The organism is Flavobacterium sp. T50_26 (assembly GCF_057652995.1).
Genome location: NZ_JBYFCC010000007.1, coordinates 13,619 through 29,531 on the forward strand (window position 1 = coordinate 13,619; position 15,913 = coordinate 29,531).

The window sequence follows — 15,913 nt, forward strand, 5'->3', positions numbered from 1 at the left end:
ATCAAATGCAACGCGACGAACAAATTTTTGAGCTTATTTTAGATGAGCAAGACAGACAAATTCACGGATTAGAATTGATTGCATCAGAGAACTTTGTAAGTGATCAAGTGATGGAAGCAGCAGGATCTGTGTTAACCAACAAATATGCCGAGGGCTATCCTGGTAAACGTTATTATGGCGGTTGCGAAGTGGTTGACCAAGTTGAACAAATTGCCATCGACAGAGCAAAAGCTTTATTTGGTGCTGATTACGCAAATGTTCAACCGCATTCGGGTTCGCAAGCCAATACAGCGGTATTTTTTGCGTGTTTGAAACCCGGAGACAAAATTTTAGGTTTTGATTTATCACACGGCGGACATTTAACGCACGGTTCTCCTGTGAATTTTTCAGGAAGATTATATAATCCGGTTTTCTACGGCGTTGAAAAAGAAACCGGTCGATTAAATTATGACAAGATTCAGGAAATAGCTACAAAAGAAAATCCGAAGATGATTATTGCAGGTGCTTCTGCTTATTCTCGTGATATGGATTTTAAACGTTTCAGAGAAATTGCTGATAGTGTAGGTGCGATTTTGTTGGCCGATATTTCACATCCAGCCGGATTAATTGCCAAAGGTTTGATGAATGATCCGGTTCCGCATTGTCATATCATCACCACTACAACACACAAAACCCTTCGTGGACCTCGTGGTGGAATGATTTTGATGGGAAAAGATTTCGAAAATCCATTCGGAATTAAAACACCAAAAGGAGATATCAGAATGATGTCTTCACTTTTGGATGCCGCTGTTTTCCCTGGAAATCAAGGCGGACCATTAGAACACATCATTGCTGCAAAAGCGGTTGCATTTGGCGAAGCTTTGTCAGATGAATTTTTCAGATACGCTCTTCAAGTTCAAAAAAATGCAAAAGCAATGGCCGAAGCATTTGTAAAAAGAGGTTATGATATCATTTCAGGCGGAACTGATAATCACATGATGCTGATTGACTTACGAAACAAAAACATCACCGGAAAAGAAGCTGAAAATGCATTAGTTAAAGCGGAAATTACGGTAAACAAAAATATGGTTCCTTTTGATGATAAATCACCATTTGTGACATCTGGAATTCGAGTTGGAACGCCAGCAATTACTACCAGAGGCTTGTTGGAAGAAGATATGGAAACCGTTGTAGAAATGATTGATAGAGTAATTATGAATCATACAAACGAAGAAATCATTGAAGAAGTAGCAAATGAAGTAAATGATTTTATGGGCGAAAGAGCCATTTTTGTGTATTAAAAAATTGTTAATAACAATCTTAATAATAACCTTTAGAAGTGATTTACTTCTGAAGGTTTTTTTTTAAATTTATACATTAAAAGTAAGTTTTTATTTACTATTGCAAAATCAACAAATGAACAAACATACTTTACTGTTTTTAATTGTTTTTCAACTGAATATTTTTTTTGGGTTTGCTCAGGAAAATACTTCCAAACATACCGTTATTAAAGGCGAGACAGTATCCTCAATTGCCAGAAAATTTAAAGTTACACCAAATGATTTGTATCAATTGAATCCTGATATTTACGATGGAATAAAGGAGGGACAAGTGATTATTATCCCCAAATCTGTTGTAAAAATTCAGTCCAATAATGTAAAACCAGTAGATAGCTCAAACAAAACTATTGACGGAATTATTTATCATGAGGTAAAATTTGGTGAAACTAAGTTCGGACTTTCAAAACGATATGGCGTTTCAATAAAAGAATTGGAAAGACAAAATCCGCATATTCTCAATATGCTTCAAGCAGGTCATCAATTGGAAATTAGAGGAGGAGTTGATACTAATCCAACAAAAACACAAAACACAAAATCAAGTTTTTCCACTTCAAATTTTATAACGTATGAAGTTCTTCCTGGTGAAACTTTGTATGGAATTTCCAGACGATACGGACTTACGGTTGATGATTTGATGGATGTAAATAATTTAGTAGGAATTTTGAAAAGTGGTCAGATTTTACAAATTCCGGTTAAATCCAATTTAAAAGAAAATTATGAAAACGGTCAATTTCACTTAGTTCAAGAAGGTGAAACAAAATATGGGTTGTCTAAGCGATACGGCGTTACAATTGATGAATTAGAGCAAAAAAATCCACAAATTATTCGAATGCTTCAAACCGGACAACGAATTGTTATACCGGGAAGAATTTCTTTAAATGTAGTTCAAAAAACAGAAATAAAAGAGGAAATAAAAGTTGTAGAAACTCCAAAAGCGGAACCAGAAATTGTTGAAACTCCAATCCAAACTGAGAAAGTTGAAGAAGTAGTAGTGATTTCAGAACCTCAAAAAGAAGAAAAACCGGAAACAAAAGTTGTTGAAAAAGAAACGGTGAACTCAGAATCAGCAAATAAAAATTGGGTTGATTATGAAATTCAACCAAAAGAAACATTGTTTGGTTTGTCAAGAATGGCCGGAGTTTCTCAAGATAAATTGATTGAAATGAATCCGATTTTGAATGAAGGTGTAAAAGCTGGCATAATTATAAAAATGCCATCTGATAAAGTTTCAGAATATAAAAAACCTGAATCAACCATTTCTGAAACAAAAACCGGTTCTGTAATTGAGAATAAAGTTGAAGTAGCTGGTCTTTTAAAAACCATCAATAAAATTGAGAAAAAGGAAATTGCATTTCTGACTTCCTTTTCCAATGAAAAATATTTGAGTTTTATTCAAAACCCAATTGCAGAACCAACCAAAGAAATTGAATTTTTTGCCGGTGCAAATTTTGCAATTGATTCTCTTAAAAATATGGGAGTCATGGTGGAATTGAAAAACATTCAAATTGAAATTAGTAAAGATGGCAAAGCAGATGTTTCTTCTTTAAAGAAAAATAATATTGACAAATCAAAAGCTGTTTTTTATTATTCGGAAGGAATTAATTCAGAAAAAATTGCAGAATTTTCAGCTAAGAATACTATTCCATTTCTTGTAAATAGTTTCGAAGAAAGTGCTCAAAAATCAGCAACAACTTATGTTAGTATTCCATCCAAAAATGATTTAGCACTGATGGTTTTAAAATACATTGCAGATAAAAATGGAAATTTAATTGTTGTAAGTGATGCCGTTAGTGCATTAAATGAAGATTTTATTTTGCAAAATTTTCCAAAAGCAAGGTTTGTTAAAATTTCTGAAAAAGATGTATTAGAAGATGAAGCGTTAACTAATGAACTTATTTTAAATAGAAAAAATTATGTTCTTCTAAACACTGATAAAAATGGATTAATTTTGAATGCGACTACTGTTTTATTAAAGCATTCCAAAGAATATACAATTCAATTAGCCTTATTAGAACCCAAAGAATCAATTCAAAAAGAAGGTTTTTCTGAAATGCGATTTAAAGCTTTAAACACCATTTATCCGTCTTATTCTAATCGAAATAACATTAATGAGGTGAATAAGTTTAAAGCGGATTTTAAGCAAAAATACAATTTTGAGGCTTCCGAAGAAGTCATAAAAGGTTTTGATGTCACTTTTGATGCTTTGATTAGATTGTTTCAAGACAAAAGTTTTGAAGCATTAGCGAAAGATGAAATTTCAGAACACTTAAATCATAAATTTCATTATTTTAAAGATTCAGAGGGAGGATATTCTAACAAGGGTGGATATATTCTTCAATTTGATACAGATTCAAACATAAAAATTGCGAATTAAAGACTATAAACTCAATCATATATGGGTTATTTATACAAAACAATTATTCCTTTTAACTTTAAAATGTTAGTTAATAGTAAATTATTACTGATTATTTTATTTTTTTCAGGAATTGCAGCATTTGCCCAATGTCCAACTGTTACAAATTTAAATCAATCTTTTTGTGATATTCAGTCGCCAACTATTGCCAGTTTACAGGCTATAAATAATGGAGGTGGAATCGCTTGGTATGCAACAGATACATCAACTACACCTTTAACACCTGGTTTTGGATTAGTAAATGGCGAAGATTACTTTGCAGATAATAGTTCAGGTAATTGTGGAAGCAGAATTAGAGTTGTAGTTACAATTTATTCTGCACCCACCGGACAGAATTTTCAAGGACCTTGTGTTGATTCCCCAGAACAAGCAACAATTGCAAGTTTAATTGCTATAGGAAACAATGTGCAATGGTATAATGTTCCAAGTGGTGGTTCTCCTTTGCCTCAAAGCACAGTCTTAATTCCAAATACAATTTATTATGCAAGCCAAACAAATCCGGACACGGGGTGTCAAACATCTAGACTTTCTGTTTTTGTTAGTATAGGCGTTGTTCCTGTTCCAACTGGAGCTGCTGTCCAGACTTTTTGTCAAGACCCTTTAAATCCTTCTACGGTTGCCGATTTGGATGCAAGTGGAGATAATAATTGGTATTTAACAAGTTCGTCTGCATTGCCACTAGAATTGAATACGCCATTAATAGATGGTCAAACTTATTATGCAACAACGGTTGATCCACCTTGCGAAAGTGATGAAAGATTAGAGGTGCTAGTTTCAATTCAACCCCAAAATAATGCTGGTTCAGACGGAATTATTTCTTTTTGTGAAGATAATTTATCTACATCTTTGCCAATTAATTTATTTGATAGTTTAGGAGGAAGTCCTTTTAATACGGGTATTTGGAGTGGTCCGATAGTAACATCAAATGGAAGTTTAGGTACATTAGATTTGTCGCAGTTATCATTATCGGGCAGTCCTTATGTTTTTACTTATAGTGTAAATTCTTCAACAGAATGTCCGCCAGCTTCATCAACTGTGACAGTAATTATAAATGAAATTCCAAATGCGGGAACCGATGGAGCAACCATCGTTTGTGAAAACGACCCAAGTTTTGATTTATTCACCTTACTTGGCAACAACCCTGAAGTAGGAGGAAGTTGGTCACCGGCATTGGCGAGTGGGACAGGAGTTTTCGATCCATCGCAAGATACAGCAGGCGTTTACACGTATACGATTATCGGCACACCACCGTGTGCGAACAGTTCAGCGAGTGTTACAGTAACAGTTAATCCAATCCCAAATCCGGGCACAGCAGGTGTAGCACCTTTTTGTGAAAACGGAGCACCGGAAGATTTATTCAATTATTTAGGAGGAACTCCTGATGCAGGGGGAACTTGGTCACCAGCGTTAGCAAGTGGCACAGGAGTTTTCGACCCGACTCAAGATACAGCAGGCGTTTATACTTATACCGTAAATGATTTAGGACCATGTGATCCGCAAAGCACCACAGTCACGGTAACGATCAACCCAATTCCAAATGCAGGAACAAGTAATGCAATTGTTTTATGTGAAACGGATGCAGCAATCGATTTATTCACCTTACTTGGCAACAACCCTGAAGTAGGCGGAAGTTGGTCACCGGCCTTAGTGAGTGGCACAGGAGTTTTCGACCCCGCCCAAGATACAGCAGGCGTTTACACGTATACGATTATCGGCACACCACCGTGTGCGAACAGTTCAGCGAGTGTTACAGTAACAGTTAATCCAATCCCAAATCCGGGCACAGCAGGTGTAGCACCTTTTTGTGAAAACGGAGCACCGGAAGATTTATTCAATTATTTAGGAGGAACTCCTGATGCAGGGGGAACTTGGTCACCACCGTTAGCAAGTGGCACAGGTGTTTTCGATCCAGCCCAAGATACAGCAGGCGTTTATACGTACACCGTTGGCGGAGATGATGAGTGCGATCCACAAAGCACAACAGTCACGGTAACGATTAACCCAATTCCAAATGCAGGAACAAGTAATGCGATTGTTTTATGTGAAACCGATGCAGCTATCGATTTATTTACCCTTTTAGGCAACAACCCTGAAGTAGGCGGAAGCTGGTCACCGGCATTGGCGAGTGGGACAGGAGTTTTCGACCCTGCCCAAGATACAGCAGGCATTTACACCTATACGATTATCGGCACACCACCGTGTGAGAATAGTTCGGCTACTATCACAGTAACAGTTAATCCAATCCCAAATCCGGGCACAGCAGGTGTAGCACCTTTTTGTGAAAACGGAGCACCGGAAGATTTATTCAATTATTTAGGAGGAACTCCTGATGCAGGCGGAACTTGGTCACCAGCGTTAGCAAGTGGCACAGGAGTTTTCGACCCGACTCAAGATACGGCAGGTGTTTATACGTACACGGTAAACGATTTAGGGCCATGCGATCCACAAAGCACAACAGTCACGGTAACGATTAACCCAATTCCAAATGCAGGAACAAGTAATGCGATTGTTTTATGTGAAACCGATGCAGCTATCGATTTATTTACCCTTTTAGGCAACAACCCTGAAGTAGGCGGAAGCTGGTCACCGGCATTGGCGAGTGGGACAGGAGTTTTCGACCCTGCCCAAGATACAGCAGGCGTTTACACCTATACGATTATCGGCACACCACCCTGTGACAATAGTTCGGCTACTATCACAGTAACGGTTAATCCAATCCCAAATCCGGGCACAGCAGGTGTAGCACCTTTTTGTGAAAACGGAGCACCGGAAGATTTATTCAATTATTTAGGAGGAACTCCTGATGCAGGGGGAACTTGGTCACCACCGTTAGCGAGTGGCACAGGAGTTTTCAATCCAGCCCAAGATACAGCAGGCGTTTATACGTACACCGTTGGCGGAGATGATGAGTGCGATCCACAAAGCACCACAGTCACGGTAACCATCAACCCAATTCCAAACGCAGGAACAAGTGATGCTATTGTTTTATGTGAAACGGATGCAGCTATCGATTTATTTACCTTACTTGGCAACAACCCTGAAGTAGGCGGAAGCTGGTCACCGGCATTGGCGAGTGGGACAGGAGTTTTCGACCCCGCCCAAGATACAGCAGGCGTTTACACGTATACGATTATCGGCACACCACCGTGTGCGAACAGTTCAGCGAGTGTTACAGTAACAGTTAATCCAATCCCAAATCCGGGCACAGCAGGTGTAGCACCTTTTTGTGAAAACGGAGCACCGGAAGATTTATTCAATTATTTAGGTGGTACACCCGATGCAGGTGGAGTTTGGTCACCAGCATTAGCGAGTGGCACAGGTGTTTTCGACCCTACTCAAGATACAGCAGGTGTTTATACGTACACCGTTGACGGAGATGATGAGTGCGATCCGCAAAGCACAACAGTCACGGTAACGATCAACCCGATTCCAAATGCAGGAACAAGTAATGCGATTGTTTTATGTGAAACGGATGCAGCAATCGATTTATTCACCTTACTTGGCAACAACCCCGAAGTAGGCGGAAGTTGGTCACCGGCATTGGCGAGTGGGACAGGAGTTTTCGACCCCGCCCAAGATACAGCAGGCGTTTACACGTATACGATTATCGGCACACCACCGTGTGAGAATAGTTCAGCGAGTATAACAGTAACAGTTAATCCAATTCCAAATCCGGGCACAGCAGGTTCAGCACCATTTTGTGAAAACGGATCACCGGAAGATTTATTCAATTATTTAGGCGGAACTCCCGATGCAGGTGGAACTTGGTCACCACCACTTGCGAGTGGCACAGGAGTTTTCAATCCGGCAGAAGATACGGCAGGTGTTTATACGTACACGGTAAACGATTTAGGACCATGTGATCCGCAAAGCACGACAGTCACGGTAACGATCAACCCAATTCCAAACGCAGGAACAAGTGATGCTATTGTTTTATGTGAAACCGATGCAGCAATCGATTTATTCACCTTACTTGGCAACAACCCTGAAGTAGGTGGAAGTTGGTCACCGGCATTGGCGAGTGGGGCAGGAGTTTTCGACCCCGCCCAAGATACAGCAGGCGTTTACACCTATACGATTATCGGCACACCACCGTGTGAGAATAGTTCAGCGAGTATAACAGTAACGGTAAATCCAATCCCAAATCCGGGCACAGCAGGTGTAGCACCATTTTGTGAAAACTCACCGGCAGATGATTTATTCAATTATTTAGGTGGTACACCTGATGCAGGTGGAACTTGGTCACCACCGTTAGCGAGTGGCACAGGAGTTTTCGACCCGACTCAAGATACGGCAGGTGTTTATACGTACACGGTAAACGATTTAGGACCATGTGATCCGCAAAGCACGACAGTCACGGTAACGATCAACCCGATTCCAAATGCAGGAACAAGTAATGCGATTGTTTTATGTGAAACGGATGCAGCAATCGATTTATTCACCTTACTTGGCAACAACCCCGAAGTAGGCGGAAGTTGGTCACCGGCATTGGCGAGTGGGACAGGAGTTTTCGACCCCGCCCAAGATACAGCAGGCGTTTACACGTATACGATTATCGGCACACCACCGTGTGAGAATAGTTCGGCTACAATAACAGTAACGGTAAATCCAATCCCAAATCCGGGAGAAGCAGGTGTAGCACCATTTTGTGAAAACTCACCGGCAGATGATTTATTCAATTATTTAGGTGGTACACCTGATGCAGGTGGAACTTGGTCACCACCGTTAGCGAGTGGCACAGGAGTTTTCGACCCGACTCAAGATACAGCAGGCGTTTATACTTATACCGTAAATGATTTAGGACCATGTGATCCGCAAAGCACCACAGTCACGGTAACCATCAACCCAATTCCAAACGCAGGAACAAGTGATGCTATTGTTTTATGTGAAACCGATGCAGCAATCGATTTATTCACCTTACTTGGCAACAACCCTGAAGTAGGCGGAAGTTGGTCACCGGCCTTAGTGAGTGGCACAGGAGTTTTCGACCCCGCCCAAGATACAGCAGGCGTTTACACGTATACGATTATCGGCACACCACCGTGTGAGAATAGTTCGGCTACAATAACAGTAACGGTAAATCCAATCCCAAATCCGGGCACAGCAGGTTCAGCACCATTTTGTGAAAACGGATCACCGGAAGATTTATTCAATTATTTAGGAGGTACTCCTGATGCAGGTGGAGTTTGGTCACCAGCGTTAGCGAGTGGCACAGGAGTTTTCGACCCGACTCAAGATACAGCAGGCGTTTATACTTACACGGTAAACGATTTAGGGCCATGCGATCCACAAAGCACAACAGTCACGGTAACCATCAACCCAATTCCAAATGCAGGAACAAGTAATGCGATTGTTTTATGTGAAACCGATGCAGCAATCGATTTATTCACCTTACTTGGCAACAACCCTGAAGTAGGTGGAAGTTGGTCACCGGCATTGGCGAGTGGGACAGGAGTTTTCGATCCATCGCAAGATACGGCAGGCGTTTACACCTATACGATTATCGGTACACCACCGTGTGCGAACAGTTCAGCGAGTATAACAGTAACAGTTAATCCAATTCCAAATCCGGGCACAGCAGGTTCAGCACCATTTTGTGAAAATGGATCACCGGAAGATTTATTCAATTATTTAGGAGGAACTCCCGATGCAGGCGGAACTTGGTCACCACCACTTGCGAGTGGCACGGGTGTTTTCGATCCATCGCAAGATACAGCAGGTGTTTATACGTACACCGTTGGCGGAGATGATGAGTGCGATCCGCAAAGCACGACAGTCACGGTAACCATCAATTCTATTCCTAACGCAGGCACTAATGGAGAAACAACGGTTTGTATTACCGATGCAAGTTTTGATTTATTCACGCTTTTAGGAAATAATCCAGAATTAGGCGGAAGCTGGTTACCAACGTTAGCAAGTGGTACTGGAATTTTCAATCCGGCGGTTGATCCTGCAGGAATCTACACCTATTCTATTATTGGAACACTGCCTTGTGAGGATAGTTCAGCTACTATAACTGTTACAATAGAATCAACTGCAAATGCAGGAACTTTTACCGGTATTCAAAGTGTTTGTGCTTCAGAAGGAATATTTGATTTGAATACCTTGTTAGATGGAACGCAACAAACTGGTGGTACTTGGACAAATAATCAAGGCGACACAGTTTCAAATGTAATAACAGTTACTAATTTATCGGCAGGAACGTATAATTTTATTTATACAGTTGAGACCGATTGTAACAGAGATTTCGAATCAGTTCAATTAGCAATTATTCAAGGAACGGAAATTCTTCCGGAAGATGTGATTGTTTTATCCCCAATATGTCAAGGAGAAAACACAACTGTTACCATTTTCAATTTAGCAGATGGAAATTATTCATTGAATTATTCTTTAACAGGAAGTAATACGATAGATAATCAAATCGTTTTATTTACAGTTGTTGATGGCGAAGTAACCTTTGAAATCGATACAGCACAATTAGCAAATCCGGGAACAACATCTTTGGTATTTAATTCGATTTTAAATGCGGCTACAAATTGTGAAACTGTATTGACAGGTTTATCTTTTGAGATTGAAATCTTACCATTATTAACTTTGGCAAATACTAATTTGACTGTTCAAAATGTTTGTCTTGGTACGGAAGTTATAGTGCAAATTTCAGGAGCAACTAATTTGGCTGATGGAACTTATCAATTTGTTTATTCTATTCCGAATGCAAATCCGATAACCGGAAGTTCAGGAGATGTTGTAATTACAGGTGGAGCGGGGCAATTTACAATTCCAAGTTCGGTATTTCCAATGGCTGGAAATTATACGTTGACTTTTAATTCGATTACAAGTGAAACTTTACCTTGTAATAATTTGAATCCGGCTGTTTCCGTTTCATTTGAAATTTTACCGGCTGCAACCGTAACTGAAGCATTGGTTTCACTTTCCGCAATTTGTGCAAATTCAGACGGAACTGTTACTATAACAAATGCAACAAACTTATCAAATGGAACATACCAATTAACTTATCAAATAACAGGAGCAATTACGCATAACGAGACAATTTCTGTTGAATTTTTGAATGGACAAGCTAGCTTTGTAATCCCATCCACCATCTTAATCAATGCAGGTGAAATTACACTTTCCATCAATCAAATAAATTCTAATACAGGAAATGCTTGCGGAACTCCAGGTCATACTTTTAATGCAGTAACATTAACCATAGAAAATGTAGAAACTCCTGAACTTATTGACGGCGGAAATTCATTTTGTGAAGATGATAATGCTACCATTGCCAATTTAAGTAGTGGTATCAACACAGATCAAACCATTATTTGGTATGATGCTCCTTTGAATGGAAATGCTTATTCTGATTCAACTGTTTTGGTAAATGGGCAAGTTTATTATGCTTCCATTCAATCTTCAGCCGGTTGCGGAAGTACGGTTCGATTAGCGGTAACAGTTTCCATTAGAGATTGTACAGACATAATTATTCCTGATGGTTTTTCACCAAATGATGATGGAATTAATGACTTTTTTGTGATTAAAAACATCAGAACATTATATCCGAATTTCGATTTAGAAATATTCAATCGTTACGGAAGCATCCTTTACAAAGGAAATGCAGCTTCTCAAGATTGGGATGGAACATCAGACAATGGAATTCAAGTTGGTGGAAATAAACTTCCGGCAGGCGTCTATTTCTTTATTATCAATTTTAATGACGGAATTAGAGAACCATTACAAGGAAGGGTTTATTTAAGCAGATAATTACAACATTGGTTATGAAAAAACTTTTGAAATATAAAATTCAATTATTCCTACTTCTGATGTCAATGATGGCAACGGCTCAGCAGGATCCACAATACACACAATATATGTATAATATGAGTGTGCTCAATCCTGCCTATGCAACTGACAATCCGGATGTCATTAATTTTGGAGCTCTTTATCGTGCACAGTGGGTTGGCTCGGTGGGCGGACCAACAACCGGTTCATTTTTTGCTCATTCGCCCATTGCTAAAAAAATTGAAATGGGACTTTCTGTTATCCACGATCAAATTGGTGATGTAGTCAATGAAACCAATGTTTTTGTTGATTTTGCATATGTTCTGAAATTGAATGAAAACAATAAACTTTCCTTTGGAATTAAAGGAGGAGCCACTTTTTTTAATACAAGTTTTGACGGATTTGTTTATTCAGATGATCTTCCTGATCCTGCTTTTGCCAATAATTTAAGCAGAACTTTTCCTAATGTTGGAGTAGGGGCTTTTTACTTTGGTGAAAATTATTACGTGGGTTTATCGAGTCCGAATTTATTACGAACCAAACATTTAGAAAGACAAGACGGAATTATAGCAACCGGTGTAGAAGAAATTCACTATTTTTTTACAGGAGGTTACGTATTTAATTTGAATGATAATTTGAAATTTAAGCCCGCTTTTATGACCAAAGCAGCCACTGGTGCCCCAATGTCTTTAGACATCACAACCAATTTTTTAATTAATAATGTTTTTGAAATTGGTGCAGGTTATAGATGGGATGATTCTGTGAGCGGATTAGTGAATTTTAAAATTTCTCCGTCACTCAGAATTGGCTATGCTTATGATTATACGCTTTCTAATTTAGGAAATTTCAATTCTGGAAGTCATGAAATTATGATATTGTTTGATTTGAATAAAAAAGGAAAGAACAATGGCTACGACAAATCCCCCCGATTTTTCTAAAGAAATTAAAATGAGAAACAGTAGATACATAATTTTCTTTTTGCTAATAAGTCAGATTTTATTGGCTCAAAAACCATCGCTAAAAAAAGCAAACGAACTTTTTGCCAATAAAGCCTATGTGGAAGCAGCAAAAATGTATGAAAAATTTAAGGATAAGCAAGACCAAAATGTTTTGCAAAATTTAGGAGATTCTTATTACTATAATGCTCAAATGAAGTTCGCCACCGATAATTATGGCAATTTGGTTTTTAAATACAAAGACAGCGTAAAACCGGATTATTTATTCCGCTATGCTCATGCTTTAAAAGGGATTGAAGATTATGAGCGAGGCGATAAAATCATGAGTGATTATTTGAAATATCCGGTAGATACCAAAAAATTCAAAGAGCATCTTAACAATATTGTTCCTTATAATTACAAAGTCAATCAAATGACTAGAAGCACGAGTACAGGCGATTTTGGAATTTCTTTATTTGGTGAAAAAGTTGTTTTTGCTTCGTTACGAAGTGAAGAGAGTCCGCTCTATAAATGGAACGAAAAACCGTATTTAGATTTGTATGAAGCAACAGTTTCAAAAGCGGGAATCTTAGAAAATATCAAACCTTTTTCAGAAAAAATAAATACCAAAACACATGAAAGTAACGCTGTTTTTACAAAAGATGGCAAAACAATGTATTTCAGCCGAACCAATGATAAGCAAGTGCAAGTGGGTGAAGAAAAATTTGCATCGGTTAAACTTTTTAGAGCTGAATTAATAGAAAATGAGTGGACAAATATAATAGAATTACCCTTTTCCAGCGATCAGTTTTCTACACAACATCCGGCTTTGAGTGTGGATGAAAAGAAATTATATTTTTCGAGTGATAGACCGGAATCTTTAGGTTCATTTGATTTATTTTTTGTAGATATTTTAGAAGATGGAGGATTTACGGAACCTCAAAATTTAGGAAATAATATCAACACCATTCACAGAGAGCAATTTCCTTTTATAGCAGACGATGGAACATTATATTTTGCTTCAGATGGTTTGCAAGGATTAGGCGGTTTGGATATTTTTATGGCACGTAATTATGATGAAGTTTTTGCGAAACCCATCAATTTAGGGGAAACCATTAACACTGGAATGGATGATTTTGCTTATGTTTTGAAAGCTGGAGAAAACTTAGGCTATTTTGCATCTAACCGAAAAGGAACAGATAATCTTTATTCGTTTATTAGAGAAGAAAATGAACGCCGATTTGTTGTAGAAGGTGATGTTCGTGATAAAATATCAAAAGAATTATTGCCAGGCACAACGGTTACTTTATATGATATGGATGATAAATTAATCGGTCAATTAGTGGTAGGTGCAGATGCAGATTATGTGTTTAATTCTGAGCCCAATACGAAGTATAAAATTGTAGCCGAAAGAGATTTTTACATATCAAAAGAAGAAACATTTGAAACAACCGATGATGGAAGAGTTCGTTTTACAATTGAATTAGAAATTGAATCGTATGATGATGCCGAAGAAATTATTGTAACCAAAGACGACGGATTAGTTTACATTCAGTTGGAAAATATTTATTTTGATTTGAATAAATGGGATATTAAAGAAGAAGCAGCTCGAACGTTAGATGTTTTGGTTGCTATTATGAAAAAATATCCGAGAATGGAAATTGAATTAGGTGCACACACCGATTCAAGAGCTTCAGATGCTTATAATTTAGGCCTGTCGCAAAATAGAGCAGGTGCCGCACTAGAATATTTAGTTTCAAACGGAATTAGCCGAAACCGTATGCGATCAAAAGGTTATGGCGAACGTGTCCAATTAATCAAATGTGGTGACAATTGTTCGGAAGTGGAACATTCAATCAATCGTCGTTGCGAATTTATTATTCTGAAATAATTATTTGATTACCAAATCATATTTAGAGAGCAATCCTTTTAAGCCTTCGGTCGAAAAGATTGCTCTTTTCATTTTATTTTTTTCCGGATCGATGACAAAATCATAGCTCGAATAAAAGTCGGCTTTTTGAAGATTTGTATCAATAAAAACCGCTCTTCTTAAATTGCAATTATCAAATAAAGTTTCAGATAAATCACTATTCATAAAATCAACAGAAATCATACTGCAATTGATAAACTGCATCTTTTTTAGCTTTAAAGCATAAAACTGAGCATAATCCAACAAACAATTTGTAAAATTAAAATTATAAATCACTTGATCTGTCATCGCAAAGTTCACAGAAGTGAAATCACATCCAACAAACTGTACATCTCTTAATGAAACATAATTGATTTTAGTTTCTTTGAAATTACAATCATAAAACGTACATTCAACAAACATCACTCCGGTGAAATCACAAGCCGTGAAATCGCAGTTTCTAAAGATGCATTGCTCAAATTCATTGTAGCGAATGGATGAGTTTTCATAAATAATATCCTTAATTTCTTTATCGTAGGTGTAATCTGATTTCATTGATTAATTTTTTTAAATATAAAAAAGCTTCTCGATTAGATAATCTGAGCAACATTTAACTCACTTGGATTTTGCAAGCAATATCCAGCAAAGCTCCGCTTTGAAAATAGCAAAAACAAAAAAACGCTCAAGCGAGCTTGGCGTTTTTTCTTTTTTTGCTATTTATTTGTGACCTCGACTGGATTCAAACCAGTAACCTTCTGAGCCGTAATCAGATGCGCTATTCAGTTGCGCCACGAGGCCTTAATGCGGGTGCAAATATAGTTATTTTTATGTAACTTGCAAACCAAATTTAGTTTAAAAACCACTTTTTTATGGCTTTAGAAAAATATATTCGTGACATTGTTGATTTTCCGAAAAAAGGTATTGTTTTTAAGGACATTACACCGTTGCTGAGTAGTTCTGAAGCAACGTCAGAATGCTTGAAACTGCTTTTAGAAAGTTTAAATAATCAAAAAATTGATAAAGTTGTGGGCGTAGAAAGTCGCGGTTTCTTTTTTGCAACGCTTTTAGCTCAACAATTAAATGCAGGTTTTATTCCGGTGCGAAAACCAAAAAAACTTCCTTTTGAGACCATTTCGGCTTCCTATGAATTAGAATATGGATCGGATTCGTTGGAAATTCACATAGATGCGATAAAGAAAGGAGACAAAGTTTTAATTCACGATGATGTGTTAGCCACCGGCGGAACAGCAAAAGCCGTTTGTGAATTAGTAGAGAAATTAGGAGGTGAAATTATTCAATTGAATTTTTTAATGGAATTATCCTTCTTAAACGGAAGAGAAAAAATAAAAGAATATCCTGTTTTTGCAGCGATTACGTATTAATTATTTTTATCCAAAGCTCGTGTCGTCACAAAATATCGCCAACCGATAATCGCCATTTGCCATTTTTTGGCTTTGGCTAAATCTAATTGCTGCTTGCTAAAACTTGGCAATAATATTTTGTTAAGTTGTGCTAAAAGTGAGTACATTTTCCATTTTTAACAAAAATACAAAAAAAACGG

Annotated in this window: 8 protein-coding genes and 1 tRNA gene; 6 read left to right on the forward strand and 3 right to left on the reverse strand. The window is 37.8% G+C overall.

All coding sequences use genetic code 11. From position 1 onward, the window contains the following. Window positions 1-5: 5 nt before the first annotated feature. The 5 genes from glyA (at window position 6) to AC23MC_RS05530 (ending at window position 14,334) form a co-directional block, all read left to right on the forward strand. Complete coding sequence (gene glyA / locus AC23MC_RS05510; protein WP_487567410.1) at window positions 6-1,280, forward strand: serine hydroxymethyltransferase; 1,275 nt, start codon at window positions 6-8, stop codon at window positions 1,278-1,280. A 115-nt stretch (window positions 1,281-1,395) separates the two neighbouring features. Continuing rightward, window positions 1,396-3,693 (forward strand): muramidase family protein, encoded by a 2,298-nt coding sequence (locus AC23MC_RS05515; protein WP_487567411.1) that lies wholly within the window; start codon window positions 1,396-1,398, stop codon window positions 3,691-3,693. 21 nt (window positions 3,694-3,714) lie between these two features. Continuing rightward, window positions 3,715-11,490, forward strand: a complete 7,776-nt coding sequence (locus tag AC23MC_RS05520; protein ID WP_487567412.1) for a T9SS type B sorting domain-containing protein — start codon at window positions 3,715-3,717, stop codon at window positions 11,488-11,490. A 14-nt stretch (window positions 11,491-11,504) separates the two neighbouring features. Continuing rightward, the gene (locus tag AC23MC_RS05525) at window positions 11,505-12,446 is read left to right on the forward strand and encodes a PorP/SprF family type IX secretion system membrane protein (protein ID WP_487567413.1); all 942 of its coding nucleotides are present in this window, start codon (window positions 11,505-11,507) and stop codon (window positions 12,444-12,446) included. Between the two features lie 10 nt (window positions 12,447-12,456). Continuing rightward, window positions 12,457-14,334, forward strand: a complete 1,878-nt coding sequence (locus tag AC23MC_RS05530) for an OmpA family protein (RefSeq protein ID WP_487570634.1) — start codon at window positions 12,457-12,459, stop codon at window positions 14,332-14,334. Here AC23MC_RS05530 and AC23MC_RS05535 read toward each other — a convergent pair whose 3' ends face one another. Both AC23MC_RS05535 and AC23MC_RS05540 read right to left on the reverse strand, forming a co-directional pair. Then, window positions 14,335-14,907 (reverse strand): pentapeptide repeat-containing protein, encoded by a 573-nt coding sequence (locus AC23MC_RS05535; protein ID WP_487567415.1) that lies wholly within the window; start codon window positions 14,905-14,907, stop codon window positions 14,335-14,337. A 169-nt stretch (window positions 14,908-15,076) separates the two neighbouring features. Further along, window positions 15,077-15,150, reverse strand: a tRNA-Arg gene (locus AC23MC_RS05540). A gap of 71 nt (window positions 15,151-15,221) precedes the next feature. Here AC23MC_RS05540 and AC23MC_RS05545 point away from each other — a divergent pair. After that, window positions 15,222-15,734, forward strand: coding sequence for an adenine phosphoribosyltransferase (locus tag AC23MC_RS05545; RefSeq protein ID WP_487567416.1), 513 nt, complete (start codon window positions 15,222-15,224; stop codon window positions 15,732-15,734). Here AC23MC_RS05545 and AC23MC_RS05550 read toward each other — a convergent pair. Further along, window positions 15,731-15,880, reverse strand: a complete 150-nt coding sequence (locus AC23MC_RS05550; protein WP_487567417.1) for an SsrA-binding protein — start codon at window positions 15,878-15,880, stop codon at window positions 15,731-15,733. The genes AC23MC_RS05545 and AC23MC_RS05550 overlap by 4 nt on opposite strands. Window positions 15,881-15,913: the final 33 nt, after the last annotated feature.